The 19,375-nt window shown below is 64.7% G+C and carries 20 protein-coding genes; 7 read left to right on the top strand and 13 right to left on the bottom strand.

Features of this window, described 5'->3' with window-relative positions; genetic code table 11:
* Positions 1-6: 6 nt before the first annotated feature.
* The 3 genes from AB7F49_RS26355 to AB7F49_RS26345 all read right to left on the bottom strand — a co-directional run bounded on the left by AB7F49_RS26355 (position 7) and on the right by AB7F49_RS26345 (position 1,354).
* On the bottom strand, positions 7-273 hold the full coding sequence (locus AB7F49_RS26355) for a hypothetical protein (RefSeq protein ID WP_428527931.1): 267 nt from the start codon (positions 271-273) through the stop codon (positions 7-9).
* 130 nt (positions 274-403) lie between these two features.
* Positions 404-778, bottom strand: a complete 375-nt coding sequence (locus AB7F49_RS26350; RefSeq protein ID WP_428527929.1) for a TIGR02301 family protein — start codon at positions 776-778, stop codon at positions 404-406.
* Positions 779-922: 144 nt separating this feature from the next.
* On the bottom strand, positions 923-1,354 hold the full coding sequence (locus tag AB7F49_RS26345; RefSeq protein WP_428527927.1) for an NUDIX hydrolase: 432 nt from the start codon (positions 1,352-1,354) through the stop codon (positions 923-925).
* Between the two features lie 65 nt (positions 1,355-1,419).
* Between AB7F49_RS26345 and AB7F49_RS26340 the strand changes: the two genes are divergently transcribed.
* The 3 genes from AB7F49_RS26340 to AB7F49_RS26330 all read left to right on the top strand — a co-directional run bounded on the left by AB7F49_RS26340 (position 1,420) and on the right by AB7F49_RS26330 (position 4,617).
* Positions 1,420-2,166, top strand: coding sequence for an SOS response-associated peptidase (locus tag AB7F49_RS26340; protein WP_428527925.1), 747 nt, complete (start codon positions 1,420-1,422; stop codon positions 2,164-2,166).
* Positions 2,167-2,228: 62 nt separating this feature from the next.
* Positions 2,229-2,948: a protein-L-isoaspartate(D-aspartate) O-methyltransferase gene (locus AB7F49_RS26335; protein WP_428527923.1), complete on the top strand. Its 720-nt coding sequence runs from the start codon at positions 2,229-2,231 to the stop codon at positions 2,946-2,948.
* A gap of 232 nt (positions 2,949-3,180) precedes the next feature.
* Positions 3,181-4,617, top strand: coding sequence for a DUF1254 domain-containing protein (locus tag AB7F49_RS26330; RefSeq protein WP_428527921.1), 1,437 nt, complete (start codon positions 3,181-3,183; stop codon positions 4,615-4,617).
* A gap of 20 nt (positions 4,618-4,637) precedes the next feature.
* On the opposite strand, the gene AB7F49_RS26325 is transcribed toward AB7F49_RS26330, so the two are convergent.
* The 3 genes from AB7F49_RS26325 to AB7F49_RS26315 are packed head-to-tail and all read right to left on the bottom strand — an operon-like array spanning position 4,638 to position 8,207.
* Positions 4,638-6,302, bottom strand: a complete 1,665-nt coding sequence (locus AB7F49_RS26325; protein WP_428527919.1) for an FAD-dependent monooxygenase — start codon at positions 6,300-6,302, stop codon at positions 4,638-4,640.
* 6 nt (positions 6,303-6,308) lie between these two features.
* A complete protein-coding gene (locus AB7F49_RS26320) occupies positions 6,309-7,298 on the bottom strand; it encodes a 4Fe-4S dicluster domain-containing protein (protein ID WP_428527917.1) in 990 nt (329 codons plus the stop codon).
* A 36-nt stretch (positions 7,299-7,334) separates the two neighbouring features.
* Positions 7,335-8,207: a DMT family transporter gene (locus tag AB7F49_RS26315; RefSeq protein ID WP_428527915.1), complete on the bottom strand. Its 873-nt coding sequence runs from the start codon at positions 8,205-8,207 to the stop codon at positions 7,335-7,337.
* A gap of 184 nt (positions 8,208-8,391) precedes the next feature.
* On the opposite strand from AB7F49_RS26315, the gene AB7F49_RS26310 reads away from it, so the two are divergent.
* The 3 genes from AB7F49_RS26310 to AB7F49_RS26300 all read left to right on the top strand — a co-directional run bounded on the left by AB7F49_RS26310 (position 8,392) and on the right by AB7F49_RS26300 (position 10,062).
* Positions 8,392-8,913 carry a YeeE/YedE thiosulfate transporter family protein gene (locus AB7F49_RS26310; RefSeq protein WP_428527914.1) on the top strand — a complete coding sequence of 174 codons (522 nt, stop codon included), beginning with the start codon at positions 8,392-8,394 and terminating at the stop codon, positions 8,911-8,913.
* Positions 8,914-8,936: 23 nt separating this feature from the next.
* Positions 8,937-9,554 (top strand): YeeE/YedE thiosulfate transporter family protein, encoded by a 618-nt coding sequence (locus AB7F49_RS26305; protein ID WP_428527912.1) that lies wholly within the window; start codon positions 8,937-8,939, stop codon positions 9,552-9,554.
* 205 nt (positions 9,555-9,759) lie between these two features.
* Positions 9,760-10,062: a DUF3551 domain-containing protein gene (locus tag AB7F49_RS26300; RefSeq protein WP_428527910.1), complete on the top strand. Its 303-nt coding sequence runs from the start codon at positions 9,760-9,762 to the stop codon at positions 10,060-10,062.
* Positions 10,063-10,084: 22 nt separating this feature from the next.
* Here the strand turns inward: AB7F49_RS26300 and AB7F49_RS26295 are convergent, their stop codons facing one another.
* The 7 genes from AB7F49_RS26295 to AB7F49_RS26265 all read right to left on the bottom strand — a co-directional run bounded on the left by AB7F49_RS26295 (position 10,085) and on the right by AB7F49_RS26265 (position 18,041).
* Positions 10,085-11,653, bottom strand: coding sequence for a serine hydrolase (locus AB7F49_RS26295; protein ID WP_428527908.1), 1,569 nt, complete (start codon positions 11,651-11,653; stop codon positions 10,085-10,087).
* Between the two features lie 35 nt (positions 11,654-11,688).
* Positions 11,689-12,834: a M48 family metallopeptidase gene (locus tag AB7F49_RS26290; protein ID WP_428527906.1), complete on the bottom strand. Its 1,146-nt coding sequence runs from the start codon at positions 12,832-12,834 to the stop codon at positions 11,689-11,691.
* A gap of 126 nt (positions 12,835-12,960) precedes the next feature.
* The gene (locus tag AB7F49_RS26285; protein ID WP_428527904.1) at positions 12,961-13,779 is read right to left on the bottom strand and encodes an EcsC family protein; all 819 of its coding nucleotides are present in this window, start codon (positions 13,777-13,779) and stop codon (positions 12,961-12,963) included.
* Between the two features lie 130 nt (positions 13,780-13,909).
* The gene (locus tag AB7F49_RS26280; RefSeq protein ID WP_428527902.1) at positions 13,910-15,208 is read right to left on the bottom strand and encodes a TRAP transporter large permease; all 1,299 of its coding nucleotides are present in this window, start codon (positions 15,206-15,208) and stop codon (positions 13,910-13,912) included.
* Positions 15,205-15,723, bottom strand: coding sequence for a TRAP transporter small permease (locus AB7F49_RS26275; RefSeq protein WP_428527900.1), 519 nt, complete (start codon positions 15,721-15,723; stop codon positions 15,205-15,207). Before AB7F49_RS26275 ends, AB7F49_RS26280 begins: the two co-directional genes overlap by 4 nt.
* Before the next feature lie 11 nt (positions 15,724-15,734).
* Positions 15,735-16,781: a TRAP transporter substrate-binding protein gene (locus AB7F49_RS26270; RefSeq protein ID WP_428527898.1), complete on the bottom strand. Its 1,047-nt coding sequence runs from the start codon at positions 16,779-16,781 to the stop codon at positions 15,735-15,737.
* Positions 16,782-16,895: 114 nt separating this feature from the next.
* A complete protein-coding gene (locus AB7F49_RS26265) occupies positions 16,896-18,041 on the bottom strand; it encodes an aminotransferase class I/II-fold pyridoxal phosphate-dependent enzyme (RefSeq protein ID WP_428527896.1) in 1,146 nt (381 codons plus the stop codon).
* Positions 18,042-18,297: 256 nt separating this feature from the next.
* On the opposite strand from AB7F49_RS26265, the gene AB7F49_RS26260 reads away from it, so the two are divergent.
* The coding region (locus AB7F49_RS26260) for an adenylate/guanylate cyclase domain-containing protein (RefSeq protein ID WP_428527894.1) at positions 18,298-19,375 on the top strand (1,078 nt) is incomplete at its 3' end.

The following is a 19,375-nucleotide window of genomic DNA, read 5'->3' as shown; positions in this document are numbered from 1 at the left end:
CCCGGGCTATTGCCGCGACATTTCGGCGGAAAACTCGCCGTTGCGAATGCGGGCGGGAAGGCCCTCCGCAAACGTGGAGGCCGCATCCTCGCCATAGGTCGACACGAACTCGATCAGGGCGGCGAACAGGCAGGCCTGCGCCATGCAGTCGCCATCGATCCCGTCCAGACGCGCCTCCGCCCAGGCCTCATGCAGATAGCCGAGCGCGACCTGCTTCTGCTCGTGATCCGGAATCGGCTCACGAGCCGGATGAATGCGCGTCAATGTTGTCATTGCAACCCGATTTCCTGCGCGTCGCCAGCGCCCACCCCAAGGAAGCGGCACGTTAACATGCGCATCCAGACAGCAAACCCTCGTCTTTAGGAAAGGTTAACGCGCACGGCCCGGCGTCGGCGGCGCCCGTTCAGTTGGTATATCGCGCGGTGATTTCACGCGAAATCTTGGCGCCCTCGTCGAGATAGCGGCGGATCGCGAGATCGGCCGCCTCGGTGCAGGAGCGGTAGGTCTGCTGGAAGCCGTTATACCCGCGGTTGAAACTCGCCATCAGCTTGGTGCGCCGCTCCGGCGCCTGCGCCTCGGCGTCGAGCAGCGCACGCATCTCGTTGCGCCATTTCGGGCCGTCCTTCGAGCCGCACAGGCCGCGCAGATAGTGCAGGGCGCCCAGAATTTCCGACAGCCGCTGCAATTCGGTCTCGAACAGCGCGCCACTGTCCACCGCGCGCGCGGGTGCGGCGAGCGACAGGCTGAGGACAGCACAGAGGATCAGGCGGCGGATCATGGTGACCCTGATATGTACCGGCCCTGCGGCGGGGGCAAGGCGGACATTCGGCAAAGTGGGAACAATATGAAACCGGGCAATCAAACCGGGCGTTCCCGTCGCCCACGAAGCGGCGAAGGCCGAAACGCGGCGGGGAGCCGAAACCTACAGTTTGGCCATCGCGTCGGCGATGATCTCCCGCAGGCCCTCGGTGGTCTTCAAGCCGTCGAGTTCCTCCGGAAGGCGCCAGACGGCCTCCACGATTTCGGTGGTGTCCGGCACCGGCTCGCCCGACAGCCAGCGCGCGGCGAAGCACATGATGACGAAATGCCGGGACGGCCGACCGCCGGGGTCGCGCATGATCATCTCGCGATAGCCGGCGAGCGCCACCGGCTCGATCGCGACCTGCGTTTCCTCGCGCACTTCGCGGGTGACTGCCTGGGTCAGCGTTTCGCCGGCCTCCACGACGCCGCCCGGCAGCGTGTAGATGCCCCGCCCGAAATCTCCACCCCGGCGCACGATCAGCACCCTGCCGTCGCGGATCACCGCGGCGCTGGCGGCCAGAAAGGGTCGTGTCGGGTAGGCGCGCTCATCCATAGATTTGTCCCCTGAGCCCAGGCGGTCACACTTCCGTCAGGCGCCACACAGACTATCTTGCGTGGATGTGCGGACGCTATGCCATCACCACCGCGCCGGAGGCGATGCGGCGGCTCTTCGGCTACCGGGAGATGCCGGATTTCCCGGCGCGCTACAACGTGGCGCCGAGCCAGCCGATTCCCGTGGTGCGGCTGTGGGAGGGCGAGCGTCAATTCGTGCTGATGCGCTGGGGCCTTATCCCGGGATTCGTGAAAGACCCGAAGTCGATCTCGCTTCTGTTCAATGCGCGCGGCGAAACGGTGAATGAGCGGCCCGCCTTCAAGAATGCGATGAAGCGACGGCGCTGTCTGATTCCCGCCAACGGATTTTACGAATGGCGACGCGACGGCAAGTCGAACCGGCCCTATTTCGTGCAGCGAAAGGACGGCGGCCTGCTCGCCTTTGCCGGTCTGTGGGAGACCTGGGTCGGTCCGAACGGCGAGGAACTCGACACCGCAACGATCGTGACGACCGATGCGTGCCCGCTGGTCGAATCGATCCATCACCGCATGCCAGTGATCCTGGAACCGGAGGCCTGGGACATGTGGCTGGATACGCTGCGGGTCGATGAACACATGGCCTCGGCGCTGATCACGCCCGCGCGTGACCACGAGCTGGAGGTCCGCGAGGTGTCGCCGGCTGTCAACCGCGCGATCCATGACGGACCGGAGTTGATCGCGCCCTACAGCGCGCCGCCTGTAACCGCGATTCCAGAGCCCGCAAAGCCCCCACGGAAGACAAAGAAGGACGACCGTCAGCAATCGCTGTTCTGACCCTGTTGCTTATCCCTCGCTCAGCGCAGCGGTGGGGAGGGAAAAGGCCGACGAGTTGACTCATGCTCAGCAAGTTACCGCTTGCCGTTCTGATTGTGGCTTCGGTCGTGTCCATCGCGCGCGCAACGGACTGTGCCCGCGAACGCGCTGCCATGGTCGACACCATCCGCGCCTATGCGCGCTCGGGCCCGCCGGTTTCGGAACGCGTGCTGCAGGCGATGGGCGAGGTCGAGCGCCGGCGCCTGATCCCGCAGCAGACCTCGTGCGCCGAAGCCCATGCCGACCGGCCATTGCCCATTGGCCGCGGGCAGACCATCTCGCAGCCCTATATCGTCGCGCTGATGACCGAGCTAGCGGCGGTGAAGCCCGATGACGTCGTGCTGGAAATCGGCACCGGCTCCGGCTACCAGGCCGCCGTGCTGGCACGTCTCGCCCGCAAGGTTTGCACGGTCGAGATCGTGGCGCCGCTCGGCGCCCAGGCCGCCGCCGCGCTGAAGGCTCAAGGCTACGACAATGTCGAGGTCCGGATCGGAGACGGTTATCGCGGCTTTCCGGAATGCGGCCCGTTCGACGCCATCGTCATAACAGCTGCGATCGGGCATGTGCCGCAGCCGCTTGTCGATCAGCTCAAGATCGGCGGCCATCTCGTGGTGCCGCTTGGTCCGGTAACCATGGTGCAGCAGCTTTCCGTGATCGAGAAGACCGCGCCGGACAAGACGATCGCGCGGTCGGTGATCCCGGTGCGCTTCGTGCCGTTCACCGGGCCGCAGGGCGGCAAGTGAGCACGACAAAAACCGATTGCCTGTCCCATAACGGCAAGTATCCGGCCCGCCATTGTCCTATGCGTGAACCGCCCACCGGCGGGACGACAGGTCGCGAAAATGTGTTTGGCGGCAAACGTCTTGCACGGCTTCCGATCTGGGCAACGGCGCGCGGGTGTGTACGATGCCGCCGGGCGCGTGCATCTGGTCACACATCTATCGCTGAACCGCATTCAAAGCTGGAGTTGCTCTCATGCTGACCAAACGCGACCTGTTGCGCTCGGCTGCCTGCGCGGCAGCGGCGGGTGCCGTGACCAAGCCGTACCTTGCGCTCGCGCAGTCCGGCCGGCCACGATTCCTCGAAGCCAAGGACATCGCCGAGCGCGGTTTCATCTACGGCCTGCCGCTGGTGATGAATTACGGCGTGATGTACGACTTCGCCGTCGACAAGAGTTCGTCGCAATACAAGGCGCCGTTCAACGAGATCAAGAACGAGTCGAACGTCTTCACCTACAAGGACACCGCGGTCCCGACTCCAAACAGCGACACGCCCTACTCGATGGTGTGGTTCGACCTGCGGGCCGAGCCCATGGTGATCTCGGTGCCGGCGGTCGATCCGAAGCGCTATTATTCGGTCCAGCTCTGCGACGGCAGCACCAACAATTACGGCTATATCGGCAGCCGTGCCACCGGCAATTCGGCGGGCGACTATTTGGTGGCGGGCCCCGGCTGGAAGGGCACGATGCCGGCCGGAATCAAGCAGGTGTTCCGCTCCGGCACGCAGATGTCGCTCGCTATTTTCCGCACGCAGCTCTTCAGCCCTGACGACATCGGCAATGTGCGCAAGGTGCAGGCCGGCTATCACGTGCAGCCGCTGTCGCAATACATGAACCAGCCCATGTTGGCTTCCGCGCCCGGCATAGGCTTTCCGAAATTCGACAAGGAGCTCGCGAAGACCGATTTCTTCCGCTACCTCGATTTCGCTCTGCAATTCGCGCCGGCGCAGGAAAACGAGAAGGCGATCCGCGCCGAACTTGCGCGCATTGGCGTCGGGCCCGGCAAGACGTTCGATTTCAAGGACCTCACGCTCGAGGAAAAGCTCGAAGTCGGGCTCGGCATGAAGGAGGGCGATCGCAAGGTCGAGGAGGCGGTCGCGAATGCCGGCAAGGCCATCAATGGCTGGCGCGTCAGCGGTCTGCCGGGCGATGCCGCACATTATAACGGCGACTGGATGATGCGTGCGGTCGTGGCCAAGGCCGGCATCTACGGCAATTCACCGGAAGAGGCGATGTATCCGTTCACCCGGGTGGACATGGACGGCCAGACGCTGGACGGCAGCAAGCACAATTACGTGCTGACATTCCCGGCGGGCCAGCTGCCACCGGTGAATTCCTTCTGGTCGCTGACCATGTATGACGGCAAGACCCAGCTCCTGATCAACAACCCGATCGAGCGTTATCTGATCAACTCGCCGATGCTGCCTGCGATGAAGACCAATGCGGACGGCTCGCTGCCGATCTACATCCAGAGCAAGTCCCCCGGCGCGGACAAGGAGGCTAATTGGCTGCCCGCGCCGGACGGCCCGATCTATCTGGTGATGCGGCTGTACTGGCCGAAGACCGCGGCGCCGTCGATCCTGCCGGCCGGTTCCGGCACCTGGCAGCCGCCGGGTATCAGGAAGGTCGCGTAACGCGATCCTGAAGCGGTTGATCAGCTCAATCCGGTCAGCCGGCGCAGCAATGCGCCGGCATCGTCCGGCATGGCTTTTCCGCGCCAGGCAACGTGCTGGTCCGGCCGGATCAGCACCAGATCGCGGGCATACAACGCGCGGATGTCATCATCTGCAATGTCGAGTTGGCTGAGCGGCATGTGCATGTCTTGCGCCGCTGCGGCGAATGCGCCTGCCTGGGGAGCGTTCGTGCCGAGCCGCAGCAGGGTGAAACCGGCGCCAAGCCGGTCGAATAGCGAGTCTCCAATGCCGCGTCCGGACCCGAGCCAGGCATGCGGCGCGCGGCCGCCCGGCACCGCGCTGGGCGTATAGGTCGCGAAATCGTCCGCCGGAGGAGCTTCGTCGGCCGCAACGATCGGCGAGCCGTCATAGCGCGCGCCAAGCTGCACGCCGATGGAAGCGAATTCCTCGCCGAAGGTCGAGAGATAGGCGCCGGCTTCGCGGCGTGCGGCATCACCCGCCGCGGAAGCGGCTTCGAGTTCGGGCGCGATGCGGATTTCGCCGATATTCCTGGCGAGCAGTCGCGCCGCGCCGGTATTGCGGATCGCGATCGGCAGCCGTTCGGTCTCGTAGCTCGCGAGCAGGTGCGGACCGCCCCAGCCTTGAACCACGGCGGCGAGCTTCCATGCGAGATTGGCGGCATCGTCGATGCCGGTATTCATCCCGAAACCGCCGGTCGGCGTGAAAAGATGCACCGCGTCGCCCGCCAGCAGCACACGTCGATCGGCGAATCGCTCTGCAACCAGCGCCACGCCCGCGGTCCAGGGCGCGTGCGCGATCGGCTCGACCGGCACCTCGACGCCGCAGCAGGCCGAAAACGCACGGCGCACGATGGCGTCTTCGGGGTCGGACCGGGGGTCGGCCGGCCGCATCCAGAACAGAAACTCGTCCTCGCCGTTCAGCGCGATGATGGTCGAGCGGATATCCGGATTGATCGCCCAGTGCTGAAACGCGGCGCGGCGCTTCAGCACGTCGCGATAGAGCGTGGGTGCGCGGACATGGCTGGCGAACATCCGCCCGCCGAAATAGGCTTGTTGCAGCGTCTCCTCGCCGGAATAGCGGATACCGAGCGCCTTGCGCACGGACGAACGGCCGCCATCGCAGCCGACGAGATATTGCGCGCGCCATTCCTCCTTGCGTCCCTCGGAAACGGCAAGCGCATCGAGCATGACGCCGTCCGCGTCCTGCATGAAATCCGTCACCTCCCAGCCGAATCGCAGCGTGATGTTGTTTCGCCTGCGTGCTTCTTCCAGCAGGAAGGCCTCGACATACATCTGGTTGGCGCGCAGCAGCGGCTCCGGGAATTGATCGAGCTTTCCTGAATTCGCTGTTGCCTGCGCTTTCTCCGCGGCCGTCGGCATTTTCAGCCGCGCCAGTTCATAGCCGTTGAAGCGCGTGAAATAGGCGACGTCGCCGCAATGCTCCGGCGGCAGGCCGAGCTTGCGCAGTTCATGCGCGAAGCCGAGCCGCCGGTAATGCTCCATGGTCCGCGCGTTCTGCGTCGAGCCTTTCGGATGCCAGCGCGTGTCGACCTCGATGTTGAAGACGACGGAACGCACGCCGTGCCGATCAAGCATCAGCGCGAGCGCAAGCCCGACGGGACCGCCTCCGACGATGGCGACCGGGATGCGGCTCGGTTCGATCATGCAGAGTCAGGCCGCAGACGGCTCGCGCGCGGCGCGCTTGGCGAGCTTTGCCGCGAGATTGAACCCGACGCCCGGCCGGCTCCAGGGGCAGGCCGAGATGCAGATCGCGCAGCCGAAAGTCTGGTTGAAGAATGGAAGGCAGCGATCGAAATCGACATACCACTTCTCGACGCCGCGCACCGTCTGCTTGTCCGGTGCGATCGCCTCCGGCGGACAGGCATGCTCGCAGATGCGGCAGGATTCGCAGAACGAATCCACATTGAAGCTGCGCTTCGGCGTCGGCGCGAACGGCGCATCCGTCAGCACCGCGGAGAGGCGGAACGAGGAACCGAATTCCGGATTGATGATCGAGCCATGCTTGCCGAGTTCGCCGAAGCCGCAGGCGATGGCGGGCGGGATCATCATCACTTTCGAGGTCATCGGTCCGGTCAGCGGCTCGGCGTCCCAGCCCTGCAGGTGCAGCCAGCCGGCAACGCGCTTCGCAGCCTTCATGGCGCGCCCATATTGCTTGACCACCTCGGCGCCTGCGGCAGGCTCCGGCGCGGTAGCGATCTCGTCGTAGTCATGCGCGAAGCCGAGCACGACGATGCGGCTTTGCGATACGGTTTGCCCTTCATAGACCCAGAGCGGATCAATCTCGGCGACGCCCCACATGTCGAAGCCTCCGTCCGGGGCGAAGGCGTCGAGCGCGGCATTCCACTCTTCGGGCGCGCGCTGCAGCGGCTCGCCCGTGACATCCGGCACCGGCTCGGACGCCATCTCGGCGCGTTGCGCGCGCGCGCGGTTGAGCGCGGGATGGTCCGGATTGACCTTGTAGAACCAGCGCTGCATCCGGCCGTGGGGAATGGTGTCCGGATCGGGCGCCCAGTACACCATCCGCGGCCGGCGCGGCGTCTCCTCGCCGAGTCCGTTGATGTCGTTGCCCGACACATCGGGCTTCAGCGCAAGCTGTGCGGGATCGGGCTGGAAAGGGCGGTAGCTGTTCGGCTTCGGCATGCATGCATTATCGCCGAGGCGGCCGGGATTGGCCAGTCATCGCGATGCGGTTCGTGTTGCGGCGGGTGCACGGCTCCGTTGTGCGAGAACGATTGCAATGCCGCCAAGCATGGCGGCGGAGGCGACAAGGAGCCGCACCGTCACGGGTTCCGATAGGAATATCACCCCGCCGATCGCGGCGATGGCGGGAACCGAGAGCTGCACGGTTGCGGCGCGCGTCGCCGGCAATTTTTCGAGCGCGAGATACCAGATCACATAGCCAAGTCCCGACGCGACGGCGCCCGATGCGATTGCCAGCGCCAGCCCGTGCGGTGAGGCATGCATTTCGCCGGCAAAGGCGAGGTTGAGCAGCAGCGCGGGAATCAGGCAGCCGAGGAAATTGGTGGCGTTGTTCTCGACCGGATCGCCGGAGCCGCGCGCCAGCAGCGAGAACAGGCCCCAGCACATGCCGGACAGTGCCATGAGCACGGCGCCGAGCGGATCAGGGGCGCTGGCACCGGGCAGCAGCAGCCAGACCAGCCCCGCGACCGCGATCGCAAGGCCGAGCCAGGCCAGCGATGGAAACGGCTCGCCTTCGCGCAGCGCGATCCCGAACATCGTAAGTTGCACCGCGCCGAACAGGATCAGCGCGCCCGATCCGGCATCGAGCCGCACATAGGCGAACGAGAAGAAGACGAGGTAGCCGAACAAGGCCGCGATCGAGCGCAGTTTGGCATTACGCAGGCGCGGCAGGCGGCGGATCTTTATCCAGACCGCGACGATCAGCATTGCGCAGGCGGAAGCAACGCGCACACTGCTGAAACTGGCCGGGTCGATCAGGTCCGGCGCGAGCGCAAGCCGGCACAGCAGCGAATTCGCCGCGAAGCACAGCATGGCAATGGCGGTGAGGAGAATGGTGCGGGCGGTCATGGCCGCTCTGTTTAGCCGCGCGCGGCGGCGACGCAATCCCGCGCGGGATTTCGGGCAAAAGACCCGGCAGATCGGCAGCCTCCGGGCACCGGCTTGATCCAGGTCAAGACGGCGCCGGCAATCATATGCATGTTATTGCAAGTGTTGGCCGGTTCTCGCGGCCGCTTGTTCATGGAGCTATCGCATGCTCTCGCTCACCTCGAAATCGTGGTCGCCCTACGTCGCCGGTGTCGTAATCGGCCTGTTGCAAATTCCGGCCTTTCTTCTGATCCAGACCGCGCTCGGCGCGTCGTCGTCCTATGTCACCGTCGGCGGCCTGATCGCCTCTTTCGCCGATCCCGCCATCACGAAGATCGACTATGTCGCCCGTCACATCGCTCCGACCGGAAAGAACTGGTGGCAAGTCGCGCTTGTCATCGGCATCGCCATTGGCGCTTTCGTGTCGATGAAGCTTTCCGGTGCCAATCGGCAGGCGGTTTCGCCGATCTGGGCCCGCGCGCTCGGCTCGGATTCGCCGTCGCGGCGCTATGCCGTCGCGTTCATTGCAGGATTTCTGATGCTGTTTGGTGCGCGGCTCGCCGACGGCTGCACCAGCGGTCACGGCCTGTCCGGAACTGCACAGCTTGCGGTCGGCTCGATGGTGGCGGTCGCCGCCATGTTCGCCGGCGGCATCGCGACCGCGATGCTGGCGCTGCGCCGCATCTGAAATCCTTGGGAAGGAGACACGTCATGTCACTCGTCACCGCCATCCTGATCGGCCTCCTGATGGGCGCCGTGTTCGGCATTGCCCTGGAAAAATCCCGCGTATTCGAACCGGGTGTCATCGTCGGCCAGATGCAGTTGCGCAACTTCATCATGCTGAAGGTGTTCCTGACCGCCGTTGCGACCGGCGCTGTCGTGCTCGCGGTGCTGAACGGCTTCGGGCTGGTCAAGCTTGCGCCGAAGGCGACGCTTTACGGCGCCGACATCGTCGGTGGATTGATCCTCGGCATGGGGATCGCGCTTGCGGGCGCCTGTCCGGGCACCGTGATGGCACAGATCGGCGCCGGTTACCGCGATGCGATCGTGACCCTGATCGGCGGCATCGGCGGAGCCGTCGCCTATTCCTACGCCGAACCCGGCTTGTCCAAGACCTTCCTCGGCGCATCGAACGGCAAGCTTGTGCTCAGCAGCCTGCTCGGCATTCCGTTCTGGGTGGGTGCATTGGGGCTGGCGATTCTGTGCGTCGGCATCCTGGTGGTGCTGGAGCGTCTGTTTCCCTCCGATCGCGAACTCGGAGCCAATGTCGACGGTGATCTTGCGCCGCGGGATCGTGCGGTGCCGAGGAGCGTGGCTGTGGCGCGGTAACCCCGCAGGGCGCGTGCGGCCAAGGCGGTGGGCGCTCTTCCTCTGTGGAGGGAGGGCGCTCAGCCTTGAGGTTCGTTATCGGCCAGGTGCGAAGCGCTGAAGGGCTGCCGGGTTTGGGAGCTGACGCGCTGCCGGGTTTGGGAAATGTTGGGGAGGCGGCTCGACGTGGTAGGGTGCTGCCCCGATTTGGCAGTGACCCGGAAAAATGCGCTTTCTCCCTAAGCTTTCCCTGCTTCTCCTCGTGATGCCATGTGCCGCTCTTGCTCAGCCATATTGCATGCTCGATACCTCGGGCGGCCGTTCCTGCGGCATACCGACCCTGCAGCAATGCGAGCGCACGGCTTCGGGCGTCGGCGGTTCCTGCGAGGTTGATGACTCCGCCCAGCTCGGCGCGCCGATCAAGGGCCCGTTTCAACGGATGTTCGAGCGGGCGGCGGAACAGGACGCCGAGTATCAGAAGCCGTCCTCGCCCGAACTGGATGATGTGCCGCCGCCCCCGGGAAATTAGGGGCGATCGCTGCGATTCCGGTTCATTTCCGCCGGAAGATGCCGAGTCCCTCATTGTTCAGATATTCGATGGTCAGGTCGCGGAAACGTCTTTTCGCACCCTGCTTGAAGGTCGCAAGCGAGATAGAGCCCGCAGGCGCATTCTCGCCGGAGGGATGGAAGGTGAAGGCGTTGCCGTCCCAGTGCGCGAGCGGATATTCCATGCCTTTCGGACCGAGCTTCAGGATCAGTCCATCTTTGCGGCGGACCACTTGCGCCGGTGCGTAATAGTCATTGGCATAGGTGCCGGCATAGGCGTCGATGTCCGCGGCCGGCACGGGCGTTGCGGGGCGCTCCTTGCCTACCAGGCTGCCAACCGGTGCGCTTGTCGGAGCCAGTGCCGCGGCATAGGGCGGCAGCCAGTCGCGCTCGATCCTGCCGAATTGCACGAGGTCCATGAATTCGGCCGTCAGCGCTTCCGCGGCGCCGGTGGGTGAGGCGTTGGTCAGGACGACAATGCCGACGCGGGCCGACGGAAGGATGACGAGATTGGTGCCCGCGCCCATCGCGAAGGCGCCGGAATGGCTGAAGCTCATTCGCCCGGCCGGCGTCACCCCGACATTGAAGCCGTAGCCGTAAAAGCCCGGCCGTGCCGTGAAGGTGCTGGTGTGCGTGGAAAAGGCCTGTGCGGACATCGCCGGAAGCAGGGCCTTCCCGTCGATGAAGCTGCGGCCCTCGACCATGCCGCCCTCAGTCACCATCGCGAGCCAGCGGGCAAGGTCGCTGATCGAGGAACTGACGCCGCCTGCCGGCGCCTGTGCGTCGGGCCTGCGCTGATCCTTCGCTTCAAAACTTTCGCCGACCTTGACGTGACCGAAGGCGCGGTTCGCACGCTTCTCGAAATCCGCAAAGCGCGCACTGGTCGCATTCATGCCCAGCGGCTTGAACAGCACATCCTCGCAAAGCGTCGCCCAGTCCTTGCCGGAGGCGGCGGCCACCGATTCCGCGGCCGCGGTGTACCCGAAATTGGTATAGGCATAACTGATCCGGAACGGCGAGAGCGGCAGCATGCGCAATCGCTCGAGTATCTGGCGCCGGTTGAAACCGAGATCTTCCAGCGCGTCGCCGCCATGGTCGGGCAGGCCGGAGCGATGGCTCAGCAGGTCGCCGATCGTGACATGCGCGGTGAGCCACGGCTCCTTCAGTCGGAACCACGGCAGATGCTTCACGACCGGCGTGTCCCAGGCAACGATGCCGGACTGCACCTGGCGGGCGACCGCCGTGGCGGTAACCGGTTTTGACAGCGAGGCGATCTGAAAAACCGTGTCGATATCGACCGTCTCCGGCGCGCCCGCCTTTCGCACGCCGAAACCTTTCGCATAGACCATGCGGCCATCTCGCACGACCGCAACCGCCATCCCGGGAATCCCGCTTCTTTGCATGATCGTAGCCGCAAGCGCATCGAGTTGACCGATCGCGCGATCGATCTGTCCATCCGGTATCGGAACGCCTGCGACTTCCGGTGGGGGAATGTCTTGTGCGCTGGTCTGGCTGACGCACAGGATTGCCAGCGTGGTCAACGCTGCAAGCGCAATGCGAGGTGCGGCAGTCATTCCGGCGGACGGGAGAAATGCACGGCTTTGCGGTGTCATGAATGTCCTGGGTTGGAGCTGTGGATACCCGCGCAGATGCCTCTCAACGCCTGCCATTCGGCTGCGTCCAGCAGAGGTGCGCCACCGTCATACCCGGCAGTGATCGCATTGATCCGCGCCACCCGCTCGGGAACGGACGGGTGCGCGAGGAAGATCGACCACCCTTTCGGACGCCTCGCCACCCGGTCGAGGAATGTTGCCAGCGCGCGGGGATTGGCATTCAGCGCCTGCAACGTGCGGACGGCGAAGTCATCGGCGGCTGCCTCCTGCTGGCGCGAGTAGGCTGCCTTCAGCAGCATCTGCGCGGCCACGACGACGGCGGCGCCGCCTACGAAGTCCCCGAGCAGCATGCCGAAAATCAGCGACAGGCCGGCACTCTGCAAGATGCTGCGGATGCCATCCCGGTTTGCGACATGTCCGATTTCGTGGGCGATCACGGCTGCCACTTCGTCGGCATCGTTCGCGTCGTCGATCAGCCCCTTCAGGACGTAGATATGGCCGCCGGCCAGCGCGAACGCGTTCGGCTCCTCGCGGCGCACCACGACTGCATGGACCGGAATGCTGAGACCCGCGGCCTTTACGAGCCGGCCGATGAGCCTGTCGAAGGCCTGCTTGCCTGCGGCCTCTTCCGGCGCGTCGCCGCATTCAAAGGGCGTTCCCCCGGATTCCCTGTCGAACATGGCGCGAAACCGGAGATCGCCGGCTCGGCCCAGACTCTCGTCGATCTGTCGCGGGGTGAGACGTCCGATCTGGTCGGCGATCTTGGGGACCCCATAAAGCGCGACCAGCAGCAGCGAGACGATGGCCGCCAGACTCCAGAGCATTGCCCGGCGTTGCTCCGCCCGCGCCGTCGCATCGGTCCGGTCGATATCCGGGCAGGCGCGATCGATTGCGTCCGCGAGGGAAGGATCGTGAATCTCAAGCCGTGCCAGTTTGTCGCTGCTGCGCAACCCGATGCGGATGACTTGCGCCGGCGCGTTGAGATGTTGAAGCCGGTCATACGGCCATTGCGCGATCACGGTGCCGTCCGGCCTGCTGAGATCGAGACCCGATGGTGTGCAGGCGAGGGTCACGATCTGGCGCGCGGCCGTGACGCCGTCGAAATAGACGGCCGGACCGGAGCGTGTTGCAGCTTCAGCCATCATCCGTCGTATGGCACCTTTTGGAGAATCGTCGTCTGCGACCGGCTCGCACTGCATCATGCGGGCATTCGGCAATCTCTGCCAGCAGGAATGGTCCCGTGCGTCGCCGCGGGCGGTGCCGAGACGTCAGAGATGGTCCGCAAGACGCCGGTATTCCTCCCGGATGCGCTCGGTTCCGTAGATGCGTTCAAGCCGGCGCACGGTGAAATGGCCGCGTGCCACTTCCTGAAAATGCTCGATGAACGCGTAGTTGACGGCAGCGCCGCCGAGTGCGCCGATCACCGGGAAGGCCTGCGCCGCCACCTTCTGCGAAACCACCACCCCGAACCGGGACGCGACCTCGGTGAGGAAGCGGACCATGACCGGCGCGCCTTCCGAAACCAGGCCGCGCTGCGCCACGAAGCGCGCGGCTTCGGTGACGCTCTTTGCGAGAAGGCCACGCACCGCAAAATATCCGCTTTCCGAAGCGTCGTCCGAACCGGTCCGGCCGCCCAGCGCGAAAACCTCCACGCAGGAGAGCGCCGTCTCCGGGTCGGAAAGGTCTTCGCCCTCGCTCTGCGCAATGTCGGCGATGGAGCGAAGCATGATGATGGTGGAGACCGGAAGTTCGAGCGGAAGCGTGGTCAAACCAAGGGCGCCGCCGGCAGCACCGGAGGCGGTGGCGAGCGCCTTGTGCAGAAGCTGCGAACCGGCGCGAGGCTTGCGGCGCATGGTCAGCAGCGCGACCTTCAGTCCCGCCTCGAGCGCCTTGGACGTCGCCGCCGAAATCGCACTCGATGCAGGCGCCGGCAGGGCGTATCCAATCAGCTCGATCGGCTTTCCGACCATGTTGGTCAGGCGAGCAGCCAGGCTTGGATGTTCGAGCGACTGCACGGCGCGTCGCAGCGCCTCCATGTCGTCCGGAGTCAGGTGTTTCAACTCGAGATCTTCTGCTGGCGTTCGCATGGCGCTGCCCGGGAAAGGAGAAACGCGGCTTGTCGGATCGCGCAGGGTCGTCAGCACCGCATCCTCTGAATTAGGTTGAGGAAGAGCGTTCTTCAATGGGTGCCGCCGGTGCGGCGCGCAGGCGCGGTGGTCATCGCATCAGGCTCGGCAACCAGAGCGAGATCGCGGGGAATGCGATCAATATGCCAAGGCGTACGACGTCTGCGATCACGAAAGGCAGCACCCCCCGAAACAGGGTGATGGTCGGAACCTGCGGCAGCAATGCTTTCAGCACGAACAGGTTCATGCCGACCGGCGGGCTGATCAGCCCGATCTCGACCACCACTACGACGAGTACGCCGAACCAGATCGGATCGAACCCCAGATGCACGACCAGCGGAAAGAAGATCGGCACCGTCAGAAGGATCATCGACAGTTCTTCCATCGCGGTGCCGAGGATCACGTAGATGGCGCAGATCGCCGCGATCACCATGATCGGCGACAGGTTGAGCGTCGTGACCAGAGTTTTCAGGTCGTTTGGCATCGTCGTGTAGTTGACGAACTCGGCGAACATCAATGCGCCGGTAAGGATGACGAACAGCATCGCGGTCGTGCGGCCGGATTCCACCAGGCAGTCCAGCATCGTGCGCCACGTCAGGGCGCGCCGCGCGAGCGCGATGCAGAATGCTCCGAATGCGCCGATGCCCGCTCCTTCGGTCGCGGTAAAGACGCCTCCATAGATGCCGCCCATCACCAGGATGAAGAGCAGCGCCACCGCCCATACACCCTCGATGGAGCGGATCCGCTCCCGCCAGGACGACTTCTTGCCGCGGGGACCGGAGGCGGGATCGCGCCAGACGGTCCATTGCACGGCCAGGCAGAGCAGGAGGGTGGCGAGAATTCCCGGCAGAACGCCGGCGGCGAACATCTTGCCGATATTGGTTTCGGTGATCACGCCGTAGATCACCATCAGGGTCGAGGGCGGGATCAGGATGCCGAGCGTGCCGCCTGCGGCGATTGAACCCGTCGAGAGCCGGTCCGAATAGTCAAGGTCCTTCATGGACGGATAGGCGACCTTGGCCATCGTCGCCGCCGTCGCAATCGACGAGCCGCAGATCGCGCCGAAGCCGGCACAAGCCACAACCGTCGCCATCGCAAGACCGCCCCGCAGATGACCGACGAAAGCATAGGCGGCCCTGAACAACTCCCGCGACATCCCGGCTCGCGTGACGAAGTTGCCCATCAGGATGAACAGCGGGATCACCGACAGGGTGTAATTGCGCCCGGTTTCGTAGATCTTGGTCTCGACCATCGCCATGGCCGGCGCGAAATTCCAGTCGCGCAAATAGGCGACGCCGAGGAAACCGATAACTCCCATCGATATCGCGATCGGGATGCGCAGCAGCGCAAGCACCATCATCAGGCCGAGGCCGACCAGGGCTTCGGTCATGTCGTGCCCGCCTTGTCGGGATCGAACACTTTGGGCTTTTCAGCCGGCGCCGGCATGAACGCCCGGATGATATGGACGATCCCGGTGATCAGCACCATCAGCGCCATGAAATAGACGAACGGCCCCACCTCGATGCGCAAGACCTCGGTGGTGTCGCCATAACCGGCGATCTTGCCCGCCTTGATCCAGACCCGGTAGGACAAACCGATGATCAGGATTCCGCAGACCAGGTCCACCAGCCGGCGCAGCAGGATGCCGCCGCGCGCGGGTAGCGCGGAATCGATGAAGTCCATCGTGACGTGCTCATCCGCGCGCGAGACCAGCGGCAGGCCCGCGAAAATCAGCGTCAGCAGCAGCAGTTCGGTGATTTCGAATCCGCCTCGCAGCGGAAAATTGAAAATATAGCGGCCGATCACGTCGACGGTCGTGATCGCCATCAGGCCGAACAGCAGAATAGCTGCGGCGGCGCCCAGCACACGATCGAGCCAGACGCCGCCTTCAGAATCGGATGCCACAGTGCGACTGCTTATTTGCCGGCAGCGACGCGCTTCAGTTCCTCGTGGAATTCGGCATATACCTTGTCGCCGTCGACGCCTTTCGCGGTCGCATCCTTTTTCCACTTGTCGATGATGGCCTTCGACCGCTCGTTCACGCCCTTGACCAGTTCAGGCGTCGCCGGGGTGATCTCGATATTGGCCTTCTTCATGACGTCGAGCGCGGCGCGGTCGGTCGCATCCCAGGCCTTGCCGGCAAGCCGCGCCAGCGCCTCGCCCGACACCGACATGATGGCATCCTGATCGGCCTTTGAAAGCTTGTTCCACTTGTCCTCGTTCATGAAGAACCCGAAGGCCGAGCCGTAGAAGCCGCCCGGAAACAGCGTGGCGTATTTGACCACCCGGTCGAGCTTGAAGGAGATGATCGATTCCAGCGGGAAGAAGGTGCCGTCCGCCACGCCGGAGCTCAGCAATTCGTAGGACTCGGGGGCCGGCTTGACGAATGCCGAGGCGCCGAGCGCCTGCGCCATCTGTTCGGAGATACCGCCGCCGGAGCGGATCTTCATGCCGGAGAGGTCTTCGACCTTGGTGATCGGCCGCTTGGTATTGAACATCTGGCCGGGCCCATGCGTGAACACGCCGAGCAGCTTGACGCCCTTGTACTCGCCAACCGGCTGGAAATATTTCCAGTGGATGCGCGAGAACGCCACCGAATTGATTTCGGCGGTTGCGCCGCCGCCCGGCAGCTCCGGCAAGAGGGGCAGCACATGCCGCGCCGGGGTGTAGCTTGCGGTCACATAGGACACATCGACCAGCCCGTCCCGGACCGCATCGAAGGTGCCCGGAGCGGCCGACGGATGCTTGGGCAGCATCTGGAATTTCACGCGGCCATTGGTCGCCTTTTCGACGTTTTGCGCCCAGACCGAGAGCACGTCCCGGGTCAGAAGATGCGACGGCGGCACCCAGCTCGACATCGTCAGCGTTGTGGTCTGGGCCTGGGCCGCCGGTGCGAAGCCGGCAAATATTGTTAGCGCGAGCGCGGCGCTGCCCCAGACGGCAGCCGTGGCGAAGCGTGACATACTTGAATCCTCCCAAAAATCATTGTTATGGAACCGATCGGGCCATCTGGCTGGCGGCCCGTCAAGCCCATTTTTCGTCGCGATGCCGCGTATGGATGCAGCGTGGCTGTCGGCTCAGCCGATCAGCCCAACCCGGCGCGCGGCCTTGCCGATCGCAGTGATCGCTTCGTCGATGTCGGCTGTGCTATGGGCTGCCGAGGCCTGCGCCCGAAGCCGCGCTTCGCCGCGCGCCACGATCGGAAAGCAGATGGCGCCGATATAGACGCCGTCCCGCAGCAATTCGCGGCTGAATTCGCGCGCCTTTTGTTCGTCGCCGACCAGAATCGGCGTAATCGGGTGATCGTGGCCGAGAATGCGCAGACCCAGCGCCTTGAGGCCTGCGCGCAGCCGGGCGGCGTTTTCCGCAAGCCGCCGGACAAGCGTATCGTCGCGCATGACCCGTTCGATCGCCGCCAGGGCGCCGGCGGCGGATGAAGGCGTGATCGCAGTTGTGAACATGTAGAACCGTCCATGATCGTGAAGCCTGCGAACCAGATCGGCGCGTCCCGCCACATATCCGCCCGCGAAGCCGCCAAACGCCTTGGACAGGGTGCCGGTGTAGAGATCGATGTCGCCGGCGCAGCCTTGCAGTGCGGCGGTGCCGCGGCCGCCTGGGCCGATCACGCCGGCAGCGTGGCTCTCGTCCACCACGAGCGTTGCGTTGTGGCGCCTGCATAGAGCGATCATGCGCGGCAGGTCGGCCGCATCGCCCTCCATGCTGAAAATGCCGTCGGTGATGACGAGTCGGGCCCCGTGATGGGGTTCGGAGAGCAATGCGTCCAGATGATCGAGGTCGCGATTTTCGTAGATGCGCGTCTTCGCCGGGCTCAGCCGGCAGCCGTCGATGATACTGGCATGGTTCAGCCGGTCGCTGAAAATGCGATCATCCTTGCCGGCCAGGGTGCAGGCTACCGCGACATTGGCCGACGTGCAGGAATTGAACAGCAGGGCGGAGGAGGTATGGTGAAACTGCGCGAGAGTCTCGCACAATTGCTCGTGCAGGGGGGTGGTCGCAAGCGGCGGATTGAGAGTCGAGCCGCTGCCATATTGCCGCGCAGCGGCGCAGGACCGCTCGATGATGTCCGTATCGCCGGCCAGCCCCAGATAGTTGTTGGCCGTCAGCAGGATGACGGAGCGGCCATCGAGTTCGGTGCGTGCGCCGACGCGTCCGTCGATGACCGGCTTGTCCGCGCGTGCCCGCGAGACGTCTTCCGATGTCACGTTCGATGCTCCTTCGGCCCGAATGCCGGATTTGGTGCCGGCTTGCCCTTGCCCCTATATTCCGTTCCGGAATTCGAGACCATCGGCTCGCATTGTCATGATCAGATCGCGGGCCCGGATTGCATGGGCCCATATGCTCCGGAGCGCTTGTGCTCTGGTCCGGATTGCCGCTCATGCTTACATCCTGCGAGATCGCGGGAATTGAGCCGCTGCGCCGATCCGGACGGACCGGCGACCTTCTCGGAACGGGACTGACATGGAACGCCGGCTCGCCGCCATTTTCGCCGCAGACGTCGCGGGCTATTCGCGTCTGATCGGCGCGGACGAGGAGGGCACGATCGCGCGCTTCCAGTCGCACCGGCGCGAATTGTTCGACCCAAAAATCGCCGAGCATCAGGGTCGCATCGTCAAGATGACGGGCGACGGCTTTCTGGTCGAATTCGCGAGCCCGGTGCGAGCGGTGCGCTGTGCGATCGAGGTGCAGCAGCGCATGGCCGACCGCAACGCGGATGTGCCGGCGGACCGCCGGATCGAATTCCGCATCGGCATCAATCTCGGGGATGTCGTGGTGGAGGACGGCGATATTTACGGCGACGGCGTCAACGTCGCAGCACGGCTGGAGGGGATCGCGGAGCCGGGGACGGTCTATATTTCGCGCGCGGTCCGCGATTTCGTGCAGGACCGCCCGGAAATCGTGCTGGAGGACCTGGGCGACCGGACGCTGAAGAATATCGCCGCGCCGGTCCGCGTGTTCCGGATTGCACCGCTCGGGTTCGCCTGGCGCGCAGCACCCGCGGAGCCGCCGCCGGTCCCGGACAAGCCGTCGATCGCGGTGCTGCCCTTCATGAACATGAGCAGCGACGCGGAGCAGGAATTCTTCTCGGACGGCATCACCGAGGACCTGATTACCGATCTGTCGAAAGTCTCCGGCCTGTTCGTGATCGCGCGCAACTCGTCGTTCGCCTACAAGGGCCGCTCGGTCAAGGTACAGGACATCGCCCACGATCTCGGCGTGCGCTTCGTGCTCGAAGGCAGCATCCGCAAGGCCGGCAACCGCGTACGCATTACCGCGCAGCTCATCGATGCGAGCAACGGCGGGCATCTGTGGGCCGAGCGCTTCGACCGCGACATCACCGATATCTTCGAGACCCAGGACGAAGTGGTCGAGAAGATCGTCGGCGTCCTGTCCGTCACGCTGACCAAGCGAGAGGAGGAGCGGATTGCCCGGCGGGGCACCTCGAATCTGCAGGCCTACGAGTTGTGGTTGCGTGGACGTGAAGCCATGTCGCGGACGACCCGCGATTCCGTTGCGGAGGCCAGGGTCCTGCATCGCA

Origin of the sequence: Pseudorhodoplanes sp. (assembly GCF_050250235.1) — a bacterium.
Classification (GTDB): Bacteria; Pseudomonadota; Alphaproteobacteria; order Rhizobiales; family Xanthobacteraceae; genus Pseudorhodoplanes.
This window is presented reverse-complemented; position numbering and strand designations above follow the sequence as displayed.

Coding starts and splice junctions, on each gene's coding strand:
- AB7F49_RS26355 (WP_428527931.1), bottom strand. CDS start 273: ATGACAACATTGACGCGCATTCATCCGGCTCGTGAGCCGATTCCGGAT.
- AB7F49_RS26350 (WP_428527929.1), bottom strand. CDS start 778: ATGATCCGCCGCCTGATCCTCTGTGCTGTCCTCAGCCTGTCGCTCGCC.
- AB7F49_RS26345 (WP_428527927.1), bottom strand. CDS start 1,354: ATGGATGAGCGCGCCTACCCGACACGACCCTTTCTGGCCGCCAGCGCC.
- AB7F49_RS26340 (WP_428527925.1), top strand. CDS start 1,420: ATGTGCGGACGCTATGCCATCACCACCGCGCCGGAGGCGATGCGGCGG.
- AB7F49_RS26335 (WP_428527923.1), top strand. CDS start 2,229: ATGCTCAGCAAGTTACCGCTTGCCGTTCTGATTGTGGCTTCGGTCGTG.
- AB7F49_RS26330 (WP_428527921.1), top strand. CDS start 3,181: ATGCTGACCAAACGCGACCTGTTGCGCTCGGCTGCCTGCGCGGCAGCG.
- AB7F49_RS26325 (WP_428527919.1), bottom strand. CDS start 6,302: ATGATCGAACCGAGCCGCATCCCGGTCGCCATCGTCGGAGGCGGTCCC.
- AB7F49_RS26320 (WP_428527917.1), bottom strand. CDS start 7,298: ATGCCGAAGCCGAACAGCTACCGCCCTTTCCAGCCCGATCCCGCACAG.
- AB7F49_RS26315 (WP_428527915.1), bottom strand. CDS start 8,207: ATGACCGCCCGCACCATTCTCCTCACCGCCATTGCCATGCTGTGCTTC.
- AB7F49_RS26310 (WP_428527914.1), top strand. CDS start 8,392: ATGCTCTCGCTCACCTCGAAATCGTGGTCGCCCTACGTCGCCGGTGTC.
- AB7F49_RS26305 (WP_428527912.1), top strand. CDS start 8,937: ATGTCACTCGTCACCGCCATCCTGATCGGCCTCCTGATGGGCGCCGTG.
- AB7F49_RS26300 (WP_428527910.1), top strand. CDS start 9,760: ATGCGCTTTCTCCCTAAGCTTTCCCTGCTTCTCCTCGTGATGCCATGT.
- AB7F49_RS26295 (WP_428527908.1), bottom strand. CDS start 11,653: ATGACTGCCGCACCTCGCATTGCGCTTGCAGCGTTGACCACGCTGGCA.
- AB7F49_RS26290 (WP_428527906.1), bottom strand. CDS start 12,834: ATGGCTGAAGCTGCAACACGCTCCGGTCCGGCCGTCTATTTCGACGGC.
- AB7F49_RS26285 (WP_428527904.1), bottom strand. CDS start 13,779: ATGCGAACGCCAGCAGAAGATCTCGAGTTGAAACACCTGACTCCGGAC.
- AB7F49_RS26280 (WP_428527902.1), bottom strand. CDS start 15,208: ATGACCGAAGCCCTGGTCGGCCTCGGCCTGATGATGGTGCTTGCGCTG.
- AB7F49_RS26270 (WP_428527898.1), bottom strand. CDS start 16,781: ATGTCACGCTTCGCCACGGCTGCCGTCTGGGGCAGCGCCGCGCTCGCG.